This window comes from uncultured Maribacter sp. (genome assembly GCF_963974015.1).
Classification (GTDB): domain Bacteria; phylum Bacteroidota; class Bacteroidia; order Flavobacteriales; family Flavobacteriaceae; genus Maribacter.
Genome location: NZ_CAXBBZ010000012.1, coordinates 1 through 22,481, shown reverse-complemented (window position 1 = coordinate 22,481; position 22,481 = coordinate 1). Strand labels below are relative to the sequence as shown.

Genomic DNA, 22,481 nt, shown 5'->3' with positions numbered 1-22,481 from the left:
TACTAGGGGGTTATTCTTAATTTATTTATATAAAAAATGTAGTTGCTTATTCTACGCCACCTTTAGTGTTGTCTTGCCATTCTTTAAGCTCTTCCCATTTACCATCAGCGGCCATTTTAGCCTGTTTTGGCCAAGAAGTAGGATCTAAATGAGCCATTCTTGAACTTGCTTCTGTTAAGATTTCTTTGATTTTTTCAGCATCTCCTTTAGAAAGATCGGCAAAAGTAGCAATACCTGCAGCAACTAAAGCTTCAGCAGCTTTAGGTCCGATACCTTCTACTTTTGTTAAGTCATCTGCCTCAACTTTTTCGTTTTTAGCAACTGTTTCTTTGGTAGCCTCAACATCAACTTCAACGTTTGGTACTTTAGCAACTACTGGAGCTGGTTTAGTATCAACCTTTTCAGGAGATGGTGCTGGTTTATCGGCCGCTTCTTTTTTCTTAGGAGCTTTTTCTTTTTTATCATCAGATTTACCTTCAGCAGCATCACCTTTTTCAGACTTACGTTCAGCAAGACCTTCGGCAACCGCATTGGTAACTTCTGTCATAATGATGTCAATTGACTTAGAAGCATCATCATTGGAAGGTATTAAATAATCTACATCTCTAGGGTCACAGTTGGTATCGACCATTGCGAAAATAGGAATGTTCAATTTTTGAGCTTCTTTAACTGCAATGTGCTCTCTCATTGTATCAACGATGAATAACGCACCTGGTAAACGTGTCATTTCAGAAATAGAACCAAGGTTCTTTTCTAATTTTGCACGCAAACGATCTACTTGAAGTCTTTCTTTTTTAGAAAGAGTTAAGAATGTACCATCTTTTTTCATTCGATCGATAGAAGCCATTTTCTTTACAGCTTTACGAATAGTAACGAAATTAGTCAACATACCGCCTGGCCATCTTTCAGTGATGTAAGGCATGTTTACTTTTGCTGCTTTTTCAGCAACTATGTCCTTTGCTTGTTTTTTGGTAGCTACGAAAAGTATTTTTCTACCTGATGCTGCAATTTTGCTAAGAGCCTCATTGGTCTCGTCTAATTTTGCAACTGTTTTGTAAAGATTGATTACGTGAATACCGTTACGCTCCATGTAGATGTAAGGAGCCATGTTTGGATTCCACTTTCTTGTTAGGTGGCCAAAATGCACACCTGCTTCTAATAATTGTTTTACTTCGACTCTCGCCATTTTAAATTTAGTTTACGTTCTTATGAATTAGCAATAGTAAAGTGGTATTTGCAATTGTGCAAAAGCCTTCACCATTTAGATGCTAAACTAATTTACCTTTAATTTAAATGGATTAAAGGATTTTTAATTGTCCCTAAAGGACTTTCAATGAACTTGTTAATAATCTGGATTTTCCAGTGTGATAAAATATATAAAATAGGCACCCAAAAAGGGTGCCTGGTAATTTTGTGATTTGAATTAACGTTTCGAGAATTGGAATTTCTTACGCGCTTTCTTCTGACCGAATTTCTTACGTTCAACCATTCTTGGGTCTCTTGTCAATAAGCCTTCCGGTTTTAAAATACTTCTGTTTTCAGCATCAATTTCGCACATTGCTCTTGAAAGGGCAAGGCGAATAGCTTCTGCTTGGCCTGTAATACCACCACCGTAAACATTTACTTTTACATTATAAGTATCTAAACTCTCAGTTAACGTAAAAGGTTGTTTTACTTTATATTGAAGTGTTGCAGTTGGGAAGTATACACTTAAATCTTTGTTGTTGATAGTGATGTCTCCATTTCCATCAGAAAGATATACTCTTGCTACAGCGGTCTTTCTACGACCAATTTTATGAATTACTTCCATCTTATTTAATGTCTTTTAAATTAACAACAGTTGGCTTCTGTGCTTCTTGACCGTGCTCAGTACCTGCGTAAACTTTTAGGTTTCTGAAAAGTTCTGCACCTAATCTGTTTTTAGGTAACATTCCTTTTATCGCTTTTTCAAGAATACCTTCTGGATTTTTATCCAATAATTGTTTTACACTAGTAGAACGTTGACCACCTGGGTAGCCTGTGTATCTTAAATACGTCTTATCAGACCATTTATTTCCTGAAAGAACAATTTTCTCCGCATTGATAATAACAACATTATCACCACAATCAACATGAGGGGTGAAACTTGGCTTATGCTTTCCTCTTAACAAATAGGCGACTTTTGAAGCCATGCGTCCTAATGTTTCTCCTTCGGCATCTACCAATAACCACTCTTTGTTTACAGTTGTTCTGTTGGCCGAAACGGTCTTATAACTTAATGTATCCACTACTGCTATTTTTAACTATTATTTTAATCAATCCCGTCAAAGGGGCTGCAAATCTACGATTATTAACTTGAATTGCAAATACTTGTTTCTTTATTTTTTACATTTTTATTATAAATATTATTTCTGAAGTCTTTAAAGCAAATACAATACTGTTAAACTTATCTGTTTTAGTGCCAAATTTGTAACAAGTGGTTATTTTTTGAGTCACTCTACTATCATCAACAATATACCAAAGATTACATTATAATATTATGTTTAGAAATTTTTACTTGAGCTTATTATTTATTTTATCCTTTGCTATTACTCATTCTCAAAAAGACACTTTAAGGATTATCAAGGAATATATCACAGCGCCAATACCTTTTGGAGAGGCGGTAATTATAGATGGAATTCTTTCAGATAGTGCATGGGATAATGTTCATTGGGATGGTAATTTCACCGTTTTTGAACCTAATAACGGTAAGTTGCCTAGCCAAGCTACTAAGTTCAAAATTATGTATGACGAAAAATATATATATGTCGGTATTAAATGTTTAGATAGTATACCTAGTAAAATTGAGAAACGTCTAGCAAGACGTGATAGTTTTTCTGGTGATTGGGTAGAAGTGAATATTGACAGTTATAGTGATAAACGAACTGGGTTTTCATTTAGCGTATCAGCAGCGGGTGTCAAAGGTGATGAGTTTATTTCTCAAAATGGTGATTTTTGGGATTCTAGTTGGAACCCCATTTGGTATACATCTACAAATATTGATGAGGAAGGATGGACAGCGGAAATGAAAATTCCTTTTAGTCAATTAAAGTTTGGTTCTGAGAAAGAACAAATTTGGGGTCTTCAAGTGCATAGACGGTATTTTAGAGGCGAAGAGCGCTCTATATGGCAACCTATTTCATTAGAAGCTCCAGGTTGGGTAAGTGAGTTTGGAAGATTAAAAGGGTTGGATAATATAAAGCCTCAAAAACAATTAGAAATACAACCGTTTTTGGTTAATCAATACGATAGATATCCCGCTCAAGATGGTAATCCGTTTAGAGACGGGCAAGATTATAAGCTAAATGTGGGGTTAGACGCTAAAATCGGACTCACAAATGACCTTACTCTAGATTTGACTGTAAATCCTGATTTTGGACAAGTAGATGCGGATCCTGGTGCTATTGCATTAGATGGCTTTCAAATTTTCTTTGAAGAAAGGAGGCCTTTCTTTATAGAAAACAAGAATATTTTTGATTATGAATTTGCTGATGGTAATGATAACGTGTTTTACAGTAGAAGAATCGGTAGAAGTCCTCAAGGTTTTACCACTGCGACTGCGACTGAATTTATTGATGAACCTACCAATTCGACCATTTTAGGAGCTGCTAAATTTTCAGGAAAGACAAAAAAAGGGTGGTCATTAGGTCTTTTGGAAAGTGTTACGGGTAAAATGTTCGCAGATGTTGAAGATGTTGCCGGCAATAGAAGGTCTGAGCTTGTTGAGCCATTAACAAACTACCTTGTCGGTAGAGTTCAGAAAGATTTTAATGAGAGAAATTCGTATATCGGAGGAATTTTTACAGCAACAAATAGAAACCTTACCGATGAATTGAATTTTCTAAGAAGTGCCGCATATACCGGTGGAGTCGATTTTAGACATAGCTGGAAAAATAGAAACTATTATTTTGAAGGTAATTTTGTTACTAGTCATATTACGGGTAGTGAAAAGGCTATAGCCGAAACTCAAAATAGTATAACCCATTTATTTCAAAGAGTAGATGCTGGTCATGTAGAGGTTGATTCTACAAGAACCTCGATGTCAGGTACTGGCGGTAAAATAGAAATAGGCAAAGCCGGTGGTGGAAATTGGCGTTATGATGGTGGATTAATATGGAGGTCGCCAGAATTAGAATTGAATGATATTGGTTTTTTAAGGCAGGCCGATGAAATTAAGCAAACAGCATCAATTAAGCGATTGTTTTTAAAGCCAACTAATTTTTATCGTCGTGCGCAAATGGGACTAAGTCAGTATGCGACCTTTGATTTTGAAGGTAATTACAACAGAGTTCAATATCAATTTGAAGGATTTATAAATTATAAGAATAATTGGTGGACTGAACTTGGAGGGGCGCATAAACCAAGAATATTTTCAAACACAGTTCTGCGGGGTGGACCAAGGTGGCGATGGTCCGATGAAAATTTCGGATATCTCTTTTTTGGTTCTGATAACAGAAAAAAGGTAAGTTTTACATTAGGCTACGTTAATAGTCAGGCGGCTGAAAATAACTTCTCTTTAGAGCGTTATGTTTTACGGTTATACTACCAACCTTTTGATGCTTTTAGTCTTTCTATCTCATCTGAATATGAAGAGAATCCCAATAAAACGCAATATGTAACTGAAAAAAGATTTAATGGTACCCCAAGATATATTACAGGTAATATTGATCAACGAACGTTCAGCACTTCTATCCGATTCAATTACAGTTTAAATCCGAATCTATCAATTCAATATTACGGACAACCTTTTATTTCTAGAGGCACGTACACCGATTTTAATTTTGTAAATAATCCTATAGCAGAAGACCTTAATGAACGTGTAACTAAGTTTTCTAATAATCAAATTAGTAGTCCAGATATTGGAAATCCTTATTTGATAGATGAAGATACAGATGGAATAGTTGATTATGAAATAGAAAACCCAGATTTTTCATTCGTTCAGTTTAGGTCAAATCTTGTTTTAAGATGGGAGTATATTCCTGGTTCAGAAATCTTTTTGGTATGGTCACAGGGTGTTTTAGGTTCTGCAAATCCTTATGAAACCCTAGGGAATAATTTGGATGCTCAAATCTTTGGACAAAAGAAGGATAATACATTTCTAATAAAAGCCACCTATCGTTTTGTTTTATAAGTGAAATTTGTTTGTGAAATAATATGTTGATAATTTCGTTTTAAAAGGTTAATAACCAATTTTAACAATGATGTATAAACATATTTTATTCTTTTTAGGGATGGCTCTGGTGCTAATTTCTTGTAGTTCGGACAAAAATGATAGCGAAGCGGAAACCCAAGTTGCAAGCACTGCTATTTTAGGTACTTGGGATGCCACTGAACTTGTAATTGATGATGCTACAGCGTCGGATAACACAAAATTTGCAAAAGGGATTCTTGATCTTTTAACGGACAAAGATTGTTATGTAGTTACCTTGACATTTAACGAAGATTTAACGGCTAGTGCTTCTAATTCAGCAAACTATGTAGAAGTAAATGCAACTGGTACGGGTTTAGATATTCCTTGTCCAACTGAGTCTGACATCGAATCAAGCACCTATACTTTTGATGGTACTACAGTAACGACTACTAAAAGTAACGGCGAAATTTTAAGTATTAATGTTTCTATAGATGGAGATATTATGACCGTTGATGCTGCTGATTTGGAAATTCCGAACTTTTCGGATGACGGACAAATGATTTTCGTAAAAAGATAATTTTTTTATTCTAGATTTAAGCCCTCGCAATTATTTGCGAGGGTTTTTTTTACAAAAGAACTCTATGTAATATTTAATGCTATCTTTAAAATCAAAATAGTGCTTTTTTGAATATTTCAATGAATAGATTAATTGTAAAACTCCTTTTAATAGTATCGCCATTTTTCCTTACAAATTGTATTGATCCGGTTGAACCTGAGTTTGAGTTTAAAGAAGGTTTGGTTTTTATAGAAGGTATAGCTACGACTGTAAAAGGAGGCTCTTATGTGATAATTAATAAATCGGTAAATGAATTTGGAATAAATAAAACAAAATTTGAAAATGGAGCATCTGTTTCATTCGTAAATTCTTTGACGGGCCAAGTAGTTGAATTAGTAGAATTGGAAGGAGCATATGTGCCTACAATTGAATTTAAAGCTAATGTGGGTGAGCAGTGGGAAATAGAGGTTGCCTTGGAAGACGGTAGACAATACCGTTCCCAACCTGAAACAGTATTGGAACCTGTTCCTATTTCAAATATTAAAGCTTCCTATAATCCTGAATTGCAATATAATGATGGAACAGGCTCTTTTGAACCTGGCCATGCTATTTCAATTACTTTTGATGATCCGGTTAATGAAGAGAATTATTATTACTGGACATTCAAATCTTATGAAAATTTATTGGTTTGCCAAGTTTGTTTTGATGGTATTTACCGAGATGGGTTATGCGGCCCTACTAGTATTACTACGCCAGATTATTTCAGTTACACTTGTGACACAGATTGCTGGAAAATTAGATACCCTGAAAGTATATCTTTATTTGATGATAAATTTTCAAACGGAAAAACTACAACTGATTTAATTGTTGCCAATGTACCACTATATACAAAAGAAAATATCGTGGTTGAAATTCAACAGTTAGCGTTAACTCCAGATGCATTTGATTATTATAAAGTCTTAAAGGACTTGGTCGATAATAATAGTGGGTTCAATGCACCACCACCAGCTGCTTTAATAGGTAATATTTACAACCCAAACGATCCAGATGATTTTGTGTTTGGTAGGTTCACTGCCGCTGCGACATCAAGTGCTGATATTTTTATTGATAGAGGTGATATTCCAGAAAGTTCATTGGACCCTCAAATACCATTGAGCATCGAACCAACATTTATGTCTCCTTACCCACCCCCTGCAACTATAGAAGCTCCTTGTAATGAAGGAAGATTTAAAACAGCGATACAGCCAGAAGCATGGATGAATTAGATCAAGATAAAAATCATTTTTCAAGGAAGGCCATAAATCTTATTTTGGGTTTAGTGCTTACGGTTTTATGCTCAAATACAATTGTAGCTCAAGAGTATCTTTTAGTTGTAGAAGTGATCGATGAGCTGACACAGCAGCCATTGGAGAGTGCGGAAATTATTATCGATGAATGTTCATGTGGTGGTATCACAAATAACAATGGAATTTTTTCTATTAATCTTCCTCAAAATTCCTATTCGGTTCATATTAATTATATCGGTTTTAAAAGCGAGACGGCTAATGTTAACTTAAACTCTAAGAAGAAAATTACAATTAACCTTGTTGAAGAACAAGAGCAGCTTTCTGAAGTTGTTGTGAGGGCTAAACGCATTAATGATAATTTGGAATTGCCCCAAATGGGAGCGTTGCAATTACAAACGCAAGAGCTGAAAAAAATACCATCTGGTCTTGGCGAGGCAGATGTTCTGAGGAGTATGACCCTTTTGGCAGGGGTTAATAACGCGGGAGAAATCAGTAATGGGTTATCAGTTAGGGGTGGTGCACTAGATCAAAATTTATTATTATTAGATAATGCACCTGTTTTTAACCCAACCCATCTATTTGGTCTTTTTTCAGTATTTACTCCAGATGTTATTTCAAGTGTTGACTTGTATAGAGCTAATATTCCTGCACGATACGGAGGTAGAATAACTTCGGTATTAGATCTAAAAGTAAAAAACCCATATGTAGACAAATTTAAATTGAGTGGAGGAATAGGTATTGTTTCAAGTCGTTTGAATATTGAAACACCTATAATTAAAGATAAGCTAATGATGACCTTTGGCGGACGAGCCGGTCTTACAGATTTTTTATTGCCTTTGGTTTCAGAACGATTAAAGGATACAAAAGCTAAATTCTATGATAGTACTTTGAAATTATTATATCTGCCAACAGAGGATGATCAAATAACATTTACTGGATTTTATAGTAAAGATTTTTATCAGTTGGATTTGATTACCCAAATACAGAATATCAATGCGAAAAATAATCAGTATGATTTTAAAACTCTAAACGGCACACTAAATTGGAGGCATTCTTTTAATGATAGAAGTAATCTAAGAACATTCTTAGTTATGAGTGATTATTCGCCAAAAACTATATTTCCAGAAGTTGACAATCCAAATGAAATTGTGTTTGAATCGAAAATTAACTATCAAAGTTTTGCTACAGAATTTTCTAAGGAAATAAAGTCTAATCTAGATTATTATGTAGGTGTTCAGGCCAATAAGTACCAGATTAGGCCAGGTGAATTACGGCCTGGTAATGGTAATAGTGTGGTAGCGGTATCTTTGGCTGAAGAAAATAGTTATGAATTTGCTGGTTATGGTAATGTTAATTTTAAGCCAGTTGCCAATGTGGCTATTTCAGCAGGTTTAAGATTTAGTCATTATGTTCTTGTAGGTCCTTATAAGCAAGCGCAATTAGACCAAACTACCGGTTTGTTATTGGGTGTCACTGATTTTGAAAAGGGTGCAGGGGTGAAGACTTATAATGGATTAGAGCCAAGACTAGGAGCGAATATAAAGTTAAACGAAACTACATCGATAAAGGCAAGTTATGCAAGACTCAACCAATATCTTCAAAATGTATATAATTCAACAACACCTTTGCCTACCTCAAGATGGAAGACTTCTGATTCAAATATAAAACCCCAAATAAGTGATACTTATGGATTAGGAATCTATAAAAATTTGGCGAATAATGCTGTTGAATTGGGTTTAGAAGGATATTATCGTGATTCTAAAAATAACTTGACTTTTAAGCCTGGGGCAGATTTTTTTCTTGAAGAATTTTTAGAACGTGATGTCATTCAAGGTGAGGGTAGGGCTTATGGTGTTGAGTTTAGCATAAAAAAATCTAGTGGTAAAGTAAATGGCTGGTTAAACTATACATGGTCTAGAAGTTTGTTAAGATCCGATAATGAAGATCTTGGAGATCGAATAAATAATAATAATTGGTATGCTTCAGATTTTGATAGACCACACGTGGTAAATTCAACTATAAATTTTGAAGGAGATAAGTATAATACATGGAGTTTTAATTTCACAGGGCAAACAGGAAGACCTTATACAGTTGCAAATAGTGTTTTTAAATTAGAAAATATTGATGTTCCAATTTTTATTGATCGAAACAATGCAAGACTTCGGCCTTACCATAGACTAGATTTCTCTTGGAATATTAAGTATGGTGAAAAAGTAAATAAAAGATGGATTGGCGATTGGACATTTACAATCTATAACGTTTATAGTCGTCGAAATCCTTTCAATATATATTATTCTCAACGTCAACCTGGTGTTGATGCCGATGTTTTTTTAGGCAGCCCTTTAGGTTCTTATGAACTTTCTATTTTAAATAGTCCACTATTTGCATTGACTTATAATTTTGTTTTTCAATAGTAGATTTTTTATTCCTTGAAAAACTTACGCTGTATTTTTTGATGTTCTGTTTGTATGGTTATCAAATAAACCCCTTTCTCTAAATTAAATACAGGAATATTTAGGGCGTTATGCTGAATTACCCACTGATGCGAGATAACCTGCGTACCAGATATATCTGTGATGATAATCGATGCATTGGGTGAATTATGAAGACCTAAAATATTTATTACATTGGTTGCTGGATTAGGAAAGACTTTTATTTTTATGGGGTTCTTAGTCTCAACACTTATTTCATGTTTGTATGATTGGGAAAAACCTACTTGAAAAGCGGTTATGTAAATGAAAAATAATATTTTGTTTTTCATGGTATTTTACAATAGAATAGTAAATACCTAACGGGTTTTTAAATGAGTTTCTTGTAATATTAAGAAGGTTTAACATTTAGGGGAATAGTGTTAATGCGCCACCAACCAATTTTCTCCAACACCCACTTCCACATCTAAAGGAACATCTAATTTGTAGGCATTTTCCATTTCAGACTTTATCAATGTTTTTAATTCTTCTAACTCTGGGTTGTAAATATCGAAGACCAATTCATCATGAACCTGAAGAAGCATTTTAGATTTAAAATTGCCTTCAACAAGTTTTTTATGAATATTGATCATAGCAATTTTAATAATATCAGCTGCGCTACCTTGAATTGGAGCGTTTACAGCGTTGCGTTCTGCTGCACCTCTAACAATGGCATTGCTGCCATTTATATCTTTAAGGTATCTTCTTCGGCCTAAAACAGTTTGTACATAACCATTTTCACGAGCAAAATCTACTTGCTCGCTCATGTAGTTTCGCAGTTTTGGATAGGTCTTGTAATAGGTGTCGATAAGCTCTTTAGCTTCGCTTCTTGACAAGTCAGTTTGGTTACTTAAACCAAAAGCGGAAACTCCATAAATAATGCCGAAGTTTACGGTTTTAGCATTACTTCGTTGTTCACGGGTTACTTGATCTAAAGGAACATTAAAAACCTTAGAGGCGGTTGAAGCATGAATATCTTCACCATTTTTAAAAGCCTCTATCATGGTGGTTTCTTCACTTAAAGCAGCAATGATCCTAAGTTCTATTTGAGAATAATCTGCAGCCAATAAAGTATAATCCTTATTTTTTGGGATGAATGCCTTACGAACTTGGCGACCGCGTTCGGTTCGTATAGGAATGTTCTGCAAATTGGGATTATTACTACTCAAACGACCTGTAGCGGCAACTGTTTGCATATAGTCTGTATGTACACGACCCGTTGATGGTTCAACTTGTTCAGGTAATGCATCTACATAGGTACTTTTCAATTTAGCAAGACCCCTGTAATCCAATACATTTTGAATAATTTTATGGTCTTTTGCTAAATAGGACAATACATCTTCAGCAGTAGAATACTGACCCGTTTTCGTTTTCTTAGGCTTTTCAACCAATTTTAGCTTGTCGAATAAGATTTCACCTAGCTGCTTTGGTGAGCCAATATTAAATTCGGTGCCAGCGTCCTCATAGATTTTCTTCTCAAGTGCAGCGATATCATTGTTCAAATCGGAAGAAAGTGAATGCAAAAATTCTTTATCTAGATTGATGCCTTCCAATTCCATATCTGCTAATACCCGTAATAATGGAATTTCAATTTCATGAAATAATTTTTCTGTATTGGCTTCTTTTAGTTCTGGTCTAAAATGTTGAGCCAATTGAAAAGTAATATCGGTATCCTCTACGGCATACTCCGTTTGTTTTTCTACGGGAACTTCTCGCATATTCAACTGGTTCTTACCTTTTTTTCCAATGAGTTCGGTAATGGAAATGGGAGTGTAGTTAAGGTAGGTTTCCGCTAAAACATCCATATTATGGCGCATATCAGGATTGATAAGGTAATGTGCTAACATGGTATCGAACAAAGGTCCTTTTACATCAACGTTATATTTGTCTAAAACCTTGATATCATATTTAAGGTTCTGACCTATTTTTTCAATTTTTTCAGATTCAAAGAAAGGGCGTAGTTCTTCAATAAGGGCTTGTGCTTCGTCTTTATCTTCAGGAAAAGGTATGTAAAACCCTTTAGTGGCTTCCCAGGAAAAAGCAATTCCTACTAATTCTGCAGTTAAAGGATCCAATCCTGTAGTTTCTGTATCAAAACAAACAGATGTTTGTTTCATCAAATTTTGAATAAACAACTTCATAGCCAAACCCGAGGCGACGCTTTGGTAAACATGAGCAACATCCGTAATTGTCTGTCTGCTTGAGAAGTCTTTAATGGTTGCAGGAGAATCACCAGTATTTCCAAAAAGTGAAAACTGACCGGATCCTGCATCTTGTTCTTGGTTTTTACCGGTTGGTGTGCCTGTTACTTGTGTGACAGTTTCGGCGGTTTCATTAGAAAACAGTTTTAAGAATTGATCTTTTAACCTTCTAAACTCTAGCTCTTCAAATATTTCTTGAACCTTTTCAAAGTCAGGGGTTGAAAGCTCGTAATCTGATGCATTAAAGGTTACGTCACAATCAATACAAATAGTTGCCAATTTTTTCGAGAGGATGCCCAATTCCTTGTTCTCCTCTATCTTTTCCTTCATTTTTCCTTTCAACTTGTCAGTATTAGCTAAAAGATTTTCCATGCTACCGAACTCAGCAATAAATTTCTTGGCGGTTTTATCGCCAACACCTGGTAGACCAGGTATATTATCACTGGCATCGCCCATCATACCTAGGTAATCTATAACCTGCTCTGGACGCTCTACGCCAAAACGTTTTTGAATTTCTGGAATTCCCCATATCTCGATACCATTACCCATACGTGCAGGGCGGTACATGAATATATTTTCAGAAACCAATTGTCCAAAATCTTTATCGGGGGTTACCATAAATACTTTGTAGTCTTCCTTTTCTGCCTGTTTAGATAAGGTACCTATTATATCATCTGCCTCCCAGCCTTCTAATACTACACTAGGTATATGCATCGCTTCCAGAATATTGTGAATATAAGGTATCGCTATACGAATGGCATCGGGTGTTGCGTCACGGTTTGCTTTGTAAGCTTCATACATATCTGTACGCTCTACACTTCCACCTTTGTCAAAGCATACAGCTAAATGGTCTGGTTTTTCCCTTCTAATTACATCAAGCAATGAATTCATGAATCCCATTATCGCAGACGTATCCATGCCTTTAGAGTTGATTCTAGGATTTTTTATCAAGGCATAATAGCCACGGAATATCAATGCATATGCATCTAGTAAGAAGAGTCTTTTTTGATCTGCCATTTTTGAATATTAAATTTGAGGGTTTAAAAGTACAAATTGAAAGAGAAATTAACCCATGGATTTGTCTTAAGGTTAGACATTAAAATTTTTCTAAGTCAAACTAACCTAACTTTTTAAATAACTATCCGAGGGGTTATTTATATGGCCATCTTTGGTATACGTTCTATATGTGAACCCAGGATGAATACAATAACCACCTGTTTCTCCTTTTTTATTAATGGCAATAAACCCGATTTGAAAATCTTGTTTATCCTTATTTTTTGCAATAATACGTTTTACGCCCTCTTCGCATGCTTCTTGTGGTGACTTTCCTTGTCTCATTAATTCAACGATAAGAAAACTACCAACGGTTCTAACAACCTCTTCACCAACACCTGTAGCGGTTGCCCCGCCAACTTCATTATCCACAAATAATCCGGCACCTATGATTGGAGAATCTCCAACTCTACCGGCCATTTTGTAGGCCATGCCACTAGTGGTACAGGCTCCTGAGATATCTCCCTTTTCGTCAATAGCCAACATGCCTATGGTGTCATGATTTTCTATATTTATTATGGGCTTGTATTGTGAGGTTTCTTTCCATTTTAACCATGCTTCTTTTGACTCTTCGGTCAATAAATCTGTTTTTTCAAAACCTTGCTCATAAGCGAATTGTTCTGCTCCTTTACCGGCAAGCATAACATGCGGTGTTTCTTCCATTACCTTTCTAGCCACGGATATTGGATTCGCAATATTTTGCATTGCTAAAACAGCTCCGCAATTTCCATCCTTATCCATAATGCACGCATCTAAGGTGACATTGCCATCACGGTCAGGTCTGCCACCGTTACCAACGGTACTATTTTTTAAATCGTTTTCTTCGACCATAACGCCTTGGTGAACTGCGTCTAATGAGGTGCCGCCATTTTTTAATACTTCCCATGCTTTGGCGGTCGCATTACCGAAATCCCATGTGCAAATAGCGATAGGTAAAACTCCGGCAGAATTTATTTCTTTCGAAGTTGTTTTCTCAGTGTATGATGCTAACAAAGGAGCTGACATTATTCCTGCAGCTACTGTGCTAGAATTTCTAAGGAACTTTCTTCTTTTCATGGGTTGGGTTCTTTACTTTTAACAACCCTAAATATAAGAATATGCTAGTAGAAGTTTGTGCAAATTCGTTAGAATCTGCCTTAGTTGCTGAACGTGCTGGTGCAGATCGCATTGAGTTGTGTTGTGAGTTGGCGGTAGGGGGCTTAACCCCATCTTACGGATTGTTGAAAGCAGTAAAAAATCAGGTGCAAATTCCTGTACATGTTTTGATTCGTCCAAGAAGTGGTGACTTTACGTATTCTGACGCGGAGTTTAATATTATGTTGGCTGATATCGCATTATGCAAGGAACTAGGATTTGAAGGAATCGTTTCTGGCGTGCTCACTAAAAGTTTTACTTTGGATGTAGAACGAACAGGAAAATTAAGATCTTCTTCGGGTGATTTAAAGTTTACATTTCATAGGGCATTTGATTGGGTTAAAGACCCATTAAGAACCCTTAAGCAATTAGATGATTTAGAAATAGATTATATTTTGTCTTCTGGTCAGCAAAAGTCTGCACGCTTAGGTATTGATTTATTGTCTGATTTAAAGCAGCAAAATTCTTGTATTCAAATAATGCCCGGTTCAGGAATCAATTCAAGCAACGTCGAACTTTTTAAGAATAAGGGTTTTAATGTTGTTCATTTATCGGGTACGGCAATGACTGAAACTTTGTCTAATGCGCCACTGATTTCTATGAATACAGGTGGTTTTCTAAGTGATGACCATTTAGTGGTTACGCAGTTCGAGAAAATCAAGGCAGTGATGGATAAGGTTAAATAAAATGCAAATGAGCTCTTATAAAACTTTTATACGGATATCTTTGCGAAAAAGAATCTATGACACGTTGGATTATTTTCATCTTGGTTTATATAGCACTGGGTTTTTATGTAATTCAAGCATTAAAAACAATTGCTAAGCAGCCATGGTGGTCTTATTTATACATTATTGTTTCGTTTGCGGTAATGGTCAATTTTGTATATCAGTTTACGGTAGGTGATGATACTAGTAGAGTTTTAAATGTGCCTAAAAGCTATGCGTTTGGGTTTTTATTGACAATACTTACTTTCAATATTATTACCATTATTTTTTTATTTTCTGAAGATTTATATAGAATCACTTCCGGAATTTATCATAAAATTTATGGGGTAGATAAAGAATTTGGTCTGCCGGCACGTAGGCGATTTTTGAGTTTAGTTGCTCTTGGTATAGCTTCAATACCTTTTGGTGCGCTTCTTTACGGCATGTATAAAGGTAAATACAACTTTAAGGTTTTAAAATATACTTTAGAGTTTGATGATCTTCCTGATGGTTTTGATGGCTATCAAATCACTCAAATTTCAGATATTCATAGCGGCAGTTTTGATGATAGAAAAATGATCGAGTACGGTGTTGATCTAATCAATAAGCAAAAAAGTGATGTGCTTTTGTTTACAGGTGATATGGTAAATAATATGACTTCAGAAATGCTTCCATGGGCAGATTTATTTTCAACCTTAGAAGCTAAAGATGGTAAGTTTTCTGTTTTAGGTAACCATGATTATGGAGATTATATACCATGGGAGACTGAGGAGATTAAGAGTCAAAATTTGGAAGACCTAAAAGTGTTACAAAAAGAAATGGGTTTTGATTTATTACTTAATGAACATCGATACTTAAAGAAAGGAAGTGATAAAATTGCTTTGGTAGGAGTTGAGAATTGGGGTAAGGGTGGATTTAAAAAGGCCGGAGATTTAAAAAAAGCAGCTTCTCAAATCAACGAGAATGATTTTAAGATACTAATGAGCCATGACCCATCTCATTGGGAGATGGAAGTAATCAAAGATTCATATCATTACCATTTGACTTTAAGTGGGCATACCCATGGGATGCAATTTGGTATTGAAATACCGGGATGGATCAAATGGAGCCCTGTAAAATGGAGATATCCTTATTGGGCAGGTATTTATAAGGAAATGGGGCAATTTATTAATGTAAATAGAGGTTTTGGGTTTTTGGGATATCCAGGAAGAGTTGGAATATGGCCGGAAATTACTGTCATTACATTGCGAAAAAAGGCATTAACATGATTTTAACCCTTTTAGAAGCCTACAAATGTATCGGCTAGGGTTGTATTTTAACAATTTTTATTACATTTGGCTAACATAGTAAAGCATTTTATATGTCCAAATTTGGTGAGCTTATAGATTTACAAGTGCCGGTTCTTCTCGATTTTTATGCAGAGTGGAATGAACAGTCTACTGCAATGCATCCTGTATTGAGAGATGTTGCTGCAGCTCTAGGCGATAGAGGTAAGGTTATTAAAATTGATGTAGATAAAAATAAAGAGCTTTCTCAAGCTTTACGTGTTAAAGGTCTACCAACCTTAATGATCTACAAAAAAGGTGAAATGGTATGGCGCCAAAGCGGTGAGCAAGATGCCAATACCCTTATTGGTATTCTTAAGGAGTACGTTTAACTTTCCTAAATAAATTCGATTAGCTAAGTATAGCCTTGGGCTTTCGCCCAAAGCTTATTGTTGTGCCTTTATACCAACAGTGTCCTGTAATATGTCTGTATTTGTATTGTCTGTCTGTATGGTATCTGAATCTGGTAATGTATCTATCATATCTGGGTCAGATTCTAATCCGCCGCCCTCTGGTAACGCCATATCATCCTCGTCTTTATAGAAATGTTGAAATTTATCTATATACTCGTTAAATATTAAAGTTTCTTTTTCAGCCATCTCTTCAGTATCGTTCGCGATGATTATATCAATATTACGTCTATAGGCTTCCATATCGGCGATAATGTCATCGATGCTACTGTATTGTTCATCTAAACTTACTGAGGCATAGTATTCTAATCGTTCTTGATACTTCTTCTTCAATGTTTCGAAAAGTTCACGCGCTTTTTGGCTTTCACCAACTTTATAGTATCCATCGATAAATGGTTCTATAAGCGTATAATACCCGAATTTTTCAACTGGCATATTTGTTAATGATATTTCAATAATATCTTTAGCCTTATCCATTTTATTCTCTTTGATCAATGCTTCCATCAATCGGGCTAAATTGCCTCTAAAAGACACGCTTTGTATGCGTGTTTGCGTGTCATGGTAAATATCACCGCCTGCATTACCCCAATCCCATTTCTTAACAATATCATACATTAAATCGGTATCAATACGGCCTAATTCAAAAGCATTCGGGCGTTCTGTACGAATAGGAACCAATTTGTACGCCAAGCCATCTAATTGCAGGTAATCTTTCATCCATAGATATTCTGCATCATCAAAACTACCTCCAGAAAAATACAATGGCCTTTTCCAATCATTATTGGCCAAAATATCTAACATCATCATACTCTTTTTGGTGATGGCACCAGGTAAATCTATGTCGATAAAATCAACAATTAAACCTGCATCCTTTTCTTTAACAAGACCACTACTTAATACATTTTGTTTGTTAACAGGAACCCTTATTTTATTAGTAGGATAATACACCATATTTTGAGTGTCCTCTGAGTACTGACTTAAATCAGCCCCATTTTGTTCAAAAAGATATTTGAGCTTTGTTCTAGGTTTGTCGCTATCTATCCAATTAATGAAATCTTTAATAGGCCATCTATTTTCGGTGATACTTTGGTGATATAACACATCTCGTGAGCCCCATCTATATTTCTCATGTGAAATTTGAGAAGGAATAGGAGCACTTTCGTATGCAGCGACCTTCATTTGATCTACGTACCAATCTGTTTCAAAAAGACTCGTACAAACTACACGTACGTCTGTTCTATAATGCTCTATTTCTTGTGCATACCAAATAGGGAAGGTGTCATTGTCACCAATGGTGAAAAGTATGGCTCCCACATCTTCTTGACAAGAATCTAGATATGCTTTGGCAGAAGAGTTTGCCGTAAAACGATTAGATCGGTCATGGTCATCCCAATTTTGAACCGCCATTACCGTAGGTACAGCAAGTAGGGTGACAATAACCACAACTGGAGCTAGAATTTTAGGAGTAATCCAATCTTTAAAACTGTCATAAAGCCCGTATACGCCTAAACCTATCCAAAGAGCAAAAACATAGAATGAGCCTACTAAGGAATAATCACGTTCACGTGGTTGAAATATACCAGGGTTGGTGTAAAATTGAATTGCCAAACCTGTGAAAAGAAAGAAAATCAATAATACCCAGAATTGTTTTTTGTCTTTTGAAACTTGAAAAACAATCCCAATTATACCTAATAATAGCGGCAAAAAGAAGTACGTATTTCTACCAGGGTTATTCTTAATATCGCTCGGTAAATTATCTTGACTGCCTAAACGCCAGCTATCTAAGAAATTTATACCGCTAAGCCAATTTCCATTATCGTTGTAACGTCCTTGAACGTCATTTTGCTTACCTACAAAGTTCCACATGAAATAACGTAGGTACATATAATTGAATTGAAATTCAACCATGTATTTAATATTGTCCCAAACAGTCGGTGGTTGAACTTCTATATATTCATCAAAACGTTTCAGAAAACTAATGTATTGGTCTGCACCAATTTCACCATTAGCAAAACCTATTTTAATCTGCTCAGCTGCTTGTCTTAATTCTTGATTTGGCTGTGTGATTCTAAAATCTAACGCCCCAAAATAACGCATGTAGTTTTCTGCATTCTGTGAACTCCACATTCTAGGTAGTAGACCTTGATGTTTTGGATTAGGACCCTGAACTGCATCCTTGAATTTGTTTACAACAATATACTTACCTAGCGTATAATCTTTTTCATATTTAGGTTTGCCATCTTGGTCTTCACCAGCAGCTGCAAACATATCAGAATAATAAGTACCATATACAGGGCTATCTACACCAGGGTATTGCTCTCTATTGTAATATGCTAAAAGGGCTCTTGCATCTTCTGGATTATTCTCATTGATAACTACCTTGGCATTTGCTCTAATTGGTAACATTAACCATGATGAAAATCCTAGGAATAAAAACATCATACATAATACGATGGTGTTACCGGTTCTAAAATTATTCTTACGAGTGTAATTCAAGCCAAAATAGAAAGTAGCAATGAATACTAAGCCGATGATGATAGATCCCGAATTGAAGGGTAATCCGATGCTATTGATGAAAAACACTTCTCCCCATCCAAATAATTGAAGGACGTAAGTAAGAGAGAATTTATAAACCAACATTAAAATTGCTATAACAATGATATTGGCTAGCAGGAAATTTTTAACTGTAGTCTCCTTATAGGTCTTAAAATAATACAATAGACCTATAGACGGTATGGCTAAGAAGCCCATAAATTGAATACCGAAAGTAAGGCCTACGACAAACGAGATTAAAATAATCCATCGGTTACCACGTGGATCATCTAAATTATCAGTCCATTTTAAGCCTAGCCATAATAATAAGGCCATGATGAAACTTGCCGTTGCATAAACCTCTGTTTCAACTGCATTGAACCAAAAACTATCTGAATAGGTAAAGGCAAGAGATCCTACAAATGCACTACCAAAAACAGCTATCGCTTTACTATTGGTAAACGGACCATCTTTATCGATAAGTTTTCTGGTAAGGTTAGTAATTGTCCAGAACATGAATAAAATGGTAAATGCACTTGAAACGCCTGATACTAAATTCACCATCATGGCAACCTTACTAGGTTCGAAGGCGAACATAGAGAAAAATGCACCTATCATTTGCAGTAAAGGAGCTCCTGGTGGGTGTCCTACCTGCAGCTTTGCGGCTGTAGCTATATACTCGCCAGCATCCCAAAAACTATTTGTGGGTTCTACGGTAATATAGTATGTAATAAGGGCTATGAAAAATACGGACCATCCTAATATGGTGTCCCACTTGTGGTAGTTCTTTGAAAACATGAAGCTTGGGTTAAACCTAAGTCGCGAATTTACTAATTAATATAGAGAAGTTTGTACTATTTTTATAAACCTTTAACAGGGTAAAAGCACTATTTTTTATTATTACATTAAAAAATGTTTGGTGAAACCAAACATTGTTTTAAATTTGCACCCTCTTAGAAGGTATTGGCCCATGGTGTAATGGTAACACTTCGGTTTTTGGTACCGTCATTCAAGGTTCGAGTCCTTGTGGGCCAACTAATGAGAACAAAGAAAATCCTGATATCATGTGATGTCGGGATTTTTGTTTTTAACAGCCCAAACATTCGTTAAGTTAGTGGAGTGTTGAGATTTGTTCTGAATGTTAACAAGAAGAAATGGCTATCTATTATATCAGTATTTTTGTACATTTAATCTAATAACGTTAGTAATTTATCGGAAAAGAAACCATTTCGATGTGGTTTTGTCATAATTTAGTGCCCTTAATAACTTGACCTATGAATCTTTCTCCAAAAATTTTAAAAATTTTATTGATTGTTGTGTTGCTTGGATTTGGCATTGGATTTTACCTACAAGATTTAAAGCACGAAGAAAGTACTGCGCATGCATGGAAAGCGAACCGTTATAATTTAGATAGGTTCAATAAAATAATGGAGTACAATAAAAAAATGAATTCCACTAACTGGAGGGTTTTGCGAGATAGTATCGATCAGCAATTAGATACACTTATGATTCTTCGTTTTAGAAAAGAAGTAGATAGCATGAACAATAATCAGCTTGAAGCTCATAGCGATCAGGTCGAGGTTCATGCCTCGTTTGGTCCTCAATAGTACTAATTAAACTTAAAAAAGACAACCCTTTTTAGGTTATTTCGTATTCTATTTTTATATCAAATAGGGTCTTTTTTCGATGTTTGCTGCGTTTTTTCAATACTATGGCCGTTTGCTGATTCTATTTCAGAAGCACGTAATGCATCTTCAGCTAAATTGCGTTCTAATATTTCTTCATCTATTTCATCTAGCAGGGTTCCCATTTTGCGTTTGTCACGAATCATAGCCCACGTCATAACTAAACTTGTTGCGATTATTACAAATAACAATATTCCCGATTCGAATCCTTCTACTTGAGCTTCCATGGGTATCGCGTAAAAAAGTAATACGGTTATTAATCCTCTTGGGGCAATAAATAGTTGTGGAAGTATGTCTTTGCCGACAAAGATAACAAGTACAATAAAGCGTATTGAGTAAATAGAGGCTATTATTAGTAAACTCACTATTGCTACATTAACGCTTAATAAGGTTGCAAGCACGATTGTGATTCCGAATATCACAAAAAAGAAGGTGCGAACAACAAATGCGGTTTCTAAGGTTATTATGTGTAATTCATGATATATTTGTTGCATCCGTTCAGTTTCCAAGAAAATTTTTGTCTTCCCAGGAAAAAATAAGTTTACATTTTTTACAATTAAACCGAATATGAGGATTATAATTAAAGAGGATAAGTGCATCTTTTTTCCAATTGCATATAGTAGCAGTAATACCGATATGAGTAAAAATTGTTTTGCCTGACTTTTAATACGTTGAAAAATTAATATGATGGCATAACTCGCAACAATTGCAATTATGATGGTTAGTACTAAGTTTCCTGCAAAACCTGCTACACCAGCATCCTCTGAAGGGTTTAGTTTGCCTGTTAAGAAATAGAACATCATAATACCCATGATGTCAGAAAATGTACTTTCATAAATATGAAATTCTTTTTTTGCTTCTGTAAGTCCGCCAACACTAGGTATAATTATAGCGCTTGAAAGAATGGATAGAGGTGTAGCATATAGCCATGCAGATTGCATGGTCATGTTTGGTATAAATTGATATAAAATTAGCGCTGCAACGTAAGCCGAAGCAATCAAGCCAATTAAAGCAATTGCCATAGATTTTAGAATAGGCCAAAATTTTTCTTTCTTCAGCTCTAGCTCCAAGGCGGCCTCAAGTACAATCATAATTAAACCTACCGTTCCTAATATTTCTAAGGAGCCTTTAAAATCGGGTATATCAGGTATGAAAAACCCTAAGCCTATCTTTATTAGCATACCTAATACGATTAGCATTAACACTGCAGGTATATTCGTTTTTTTTGATATACCATTAAATAAGAACGACAATACAACAATAAGCGATGCGCCAATGATTAGGTTGTAGGAGGATAGAATTTCCATTTGGTTGTGTTTTGGTTGACATTCGGCTAAAAATAATATAAAAACTAACCTTGCTTCTTTTTAAAGAGGTTATTTTTTATTTGATTGTTTTAGTGTGGAATGAATTAGGAGGTGAAACGGTATTGTAGGAAATTAAATTTATTGTATATTTGCAGTGCTGAAAGGATATAAAAGTATTCATGAGGGGACAATTAGTCCCCTCTTTTATTACTTATTATTTATGCTAAAGGAAAAAGTTAAAGAATTATTGGAGCAGGGTCTTGAAGAAGACACATCCCTATTTTTGATAGATTTTACAATGGGTGCTGATAATAGTATTCACGTTGTAATAGATGGTGATCATGGGGTTACGGTGAGTGACTGTATGAAAATCAGTAGGGCTATCGAGCATAATTTAGATCGAGACGAGCACGATTTTTCACTTGAAGTTGCTTCGGCAGGTGCTTCGGCTCCTCTAGTAATGCCACGTCAATATTTAAAGAATGTTGGAAGGAAGCTAGAGGTTCTAACAAAGGATCAAAAAATCGAAGGAAATTTAACCTTGGTGAATGATGACTCTATTGTTTTGGAGTGGAAGGCAAGAGAGCCTAAGCCTATTGGTAAGGGAAAGGTGACTGTTCAGAAAAAAGAAGAAGTAAATTTTTCAGATATTATTAAAGCAAAAGTTGTAT

At 35.3% G+C, this 22,481-nt stretch carries 17 protein-coding genes and 1 tRNA gene; 10 read left to right on the top strand and 8 right to left on the bottom strand.

The features are described from left to right. Positions 1 to 46: 46 nt before the first annotated feature. The 3 genes from rpsB to rplM form a co-directional block, all read right to left on the bottom strand. On the bottom strand, positions 47 to 1,186 hold the full coding sequence (gene rpsB, locus AACZ41_RS13825) for a 30S ribosomal protein S2 (RefSeq protein ID WP_339629116.1): 1,140 nt from the start codon (positions 1,184 to 1,186) through the stop codon (positions 47 to 49). Between the two features lie 237 nt (positions 1,187 to 1,423). Next, positions 1,424 to 1,810 (bottom strand): 30S ribosomal protein S9, encoded by a 387-nt coding sequence (gene rpsI / locus AACZ41_RS13820; protein WP_339629115.1) that lies wholly within the window; start codon positions 1,808 to 1,810, stop codon positions 1,424 to 1,426. Position 1,811: 1 nt separating this feature from the next. Then, positions 1,812 to 2,267 carry a 50S ribosomal protein L13 gene (gene rplM / locus AACZ41_RS13815; protein WP_091623643.1) on the bottom strand — a complete coding sequence of 152 codons (456 nt, stop codon included), beginning with the start codon at positions 2,265 to 2,267 and terminating at the stop codon, positions 1,812 to 1,814. A 269-nt stretch (positions 2,268 to 2,536) separates the two neighbouring features. Here rplM and AACZ41_RS13810 point away from each other — a divergent pair, with 269 nt between their 5' ends. The 4 genes from AACZ41_RS13810 to AACZ41_RS13795 all read left to right on the top strand — a co-directional run bounded on the left by AACZ41_RS13810 (position 2,537) and on the right by AACZ41_RS13795 (position 9,405). Further along, positions 2,537 to 5,149 (top strand): DUF5916 domain-containing protein, encoded by a 2,613-nt coding sequence (locus AACZ41_RS13810; RefSeq protein ID WP_339629114.1) that lies wholly within the window; start codon positions 2,537 to 2,539, stop codon positions 5,147 to 5,149. 67 nt (positions 5,150 to 5,216) lie between these two features. Then, positions 5,217 to 5,726 (top strand): hypothetical protein, encoded by a 510-nt coding sequence (locus AACZ41_RS13805; RefSeq protein WP_339629113.1) that lies wholly within the window; start codon positions 5,217 to 5,219, stop codon positions 5,724 to 5,726. A gap of 119 nt (positions 5,727 to 5,845) precedes the next feature. Continuing rightward, complete coding sequence (locus AACZ41_RS13800; RefSeq protein ID WP_339629112.1) at positions 5,846 to 6,970, top strand: DUF4249 domain-containing protein; 1,125 nt, start codon at positions 5,846 to 5,848, stop codon at positions 6,968 to 6,970. Continuing rightward, the gene (locus tag AACZ41_RS13795; RefSeq protein WP_339629111.1) at positions 6,958 to 9,405 is read left to right on the top strand and encodes a TonB-dependent receptor; all 2,448 of its coding nucleotides are present in this window, start codon (positions 6,958 to 6,960) and stop codon (positions 9,403 to 9,405) included. The genes AACZ41_RS13800 and AACZ41_RS13795 overlap by 13 nt, the downstream gene beginning before the upstream one ends. Before the next feature lie 8 nt (positions 9,406 to 9,413). Here AACZ41_RS13795 and AACZ41_RS13790 read toward each other — a convergent pair whose 3' ends face one another. From AACZ41_RS13790 to AACZ41_RS13780, 3 genes are all read right to left on the bottom strand, one after another. Next, positions 9,414 to 9,752 carry a T9SS type A sorting domain-containing protein gene (locus tag AACZ41_RS13790; RefSeq protein ID WP_339629110.1) on the bottom strand — a complete coding sequence of 113 codons (339 nt, stop codon included), beginning with the start codon at positions 9,750 to 9,752 and terminating at the stop codon, positions 9,414 to 9,416. A 90-nt stretch (positions 9,753 to 9,842) separates the two neighbouring features. Beyond that, entirely contained in the window at positions 9,843 to 12,677 is a 2,835-nt protein-coding gene (gene polA / locus AACZ41_RS13785) for a DNA polymerase I (protein WP_339629109.1), read from the bottom strand. A gap of 105 nt (positions 12,678 to 12,782) precedes the next feature. After that, the gene (locus tag AACZ41_RS13780; protein WP_339629108.1) at positions 12,783 to 13,769 is read right to left on the bottom strand and encodes a N(4)-(beta-N-acetylglucosaminyl)-L-asparaginase; all 987 of its coding nucleotides are present in this window, start codon (positions 13,767 to 13,769) and stop codon (positions 12,783 to 12,785) included. Between the two features lie 41 nt (positions 13,770 to 13,810). Between AACZ41_RS13780 and AACZ41_RS13775 the strand changes: the two genes are divergently transcribed. The 3 genes from AACZ41_RS13775 to AACZ41_RS13765 all read left to right on the top strand — a co-directional run bounded on the left by AACZ41_RS13775 (position 13,811) and on the right by AACZ41_RS13765 (position 16,208). Continuing rightward, positions 13,811 to 14,533 (top strand): copper homeostasis protein CutC, encoded by a 723-nt coding sequence (locus tag AACZ41_RS13775; protein ID WP_339629107.1) that lies wholly within the window; start codon positions 13,811 to 13,813, stop codon positions 14,531 to 14,533. A 56-nt stretch (positions 14,534 to 14,589) separates the two neighbouring features. Further along, entirely contained in the window at positions 14,590 to 15,819 is a 1,230-nt protein-coding gene (locus AACZ41_RS13770) for a metallophosphoesterase (protein WP_339629106.1), read from the top strand. A gap of 92 nt (positions 15,820 to 15,911) precedes the next feature. Continuing rightward, positions 15,912 to 16,208, top strand: coding sequence for a thioredoxin family protein (locus AACZ41_RS13765; protein WP_091623614.1), 297 nt, complete (start codon positions 15,912 to 15,914; stop codon positions 16,206 to 16,208). A gap of 54 nt (positions 16,209 to 16,262) precedes the next feature. Here the strand turns inward: AACZ41_RS13765 and AACZ41_RS13760 are convergent, their stop codons facing one another. After that, positions 16,263 to 19,616: a DUF2723 domain-containing protein gene (locus AACZ41_RS13760; RefSeq protein WP_339629104.1), complete on the bottom strand. Its 3,354-nt coding sequence runs from the start codon at positions 19,614 to 19,616 to the stop codon at positions 16,263 to 16,265. A 166-nt stretch (positions 19,617 to 19,782) separates the two neighbouring features. Here AACZ41_RS13760 and AACZ41_RS13755 point away from each other — a divergent pair. Both AACZ41_RS13755 and AACZ41_RS13750 read left to right on the top strand, forming a co-directional pair. After that, positions 19,783 to 19,853, top strand: a tRNA-Gln gene (locus AACZ41_RS13755). Between the two features lie 239 nt (positions 19,854 to 20,092). After that, complete coding sequence (locus AACZ41_RS13750) at positions 20,093 to 20,425, top strand: hypothetical protein (protein WP_339629103.1); 333 nt, start codon at positions 20,093 to 20,095, stop codon at positions 20,423 to 20,425. 59 nt (positions 20,426 to 20,484) lie between these two features. Here the strand turns inward: AACZ41_RS13750 and AACZ41_RS13745 are convergent, their stop codons facing one another. After that, a complete protein-coding gene (locus AACZ41_RS13745; protein ID WP_339629102.1) occupies positions 20,485 to 21,810 on the bottom strand; it encodes a cation:proton antiporter in 1,326 nt (441 codons plus the stop codon). A 220-nt stretch (positions 21,811 to 22,030) separates the two neighbouring features. On the opposite strand from AACZ41_RS13745, the gene rimP reads away from it, so the two are divergent. Then, positions 22,031 to 22,481 (top strand): ribosome assembly cofactor RimP (gene rimP / locus AACZ41_RS13740; protein WP_339629101.1); only part of this gene is annotated, 451 nt, incomplete at its 3' end.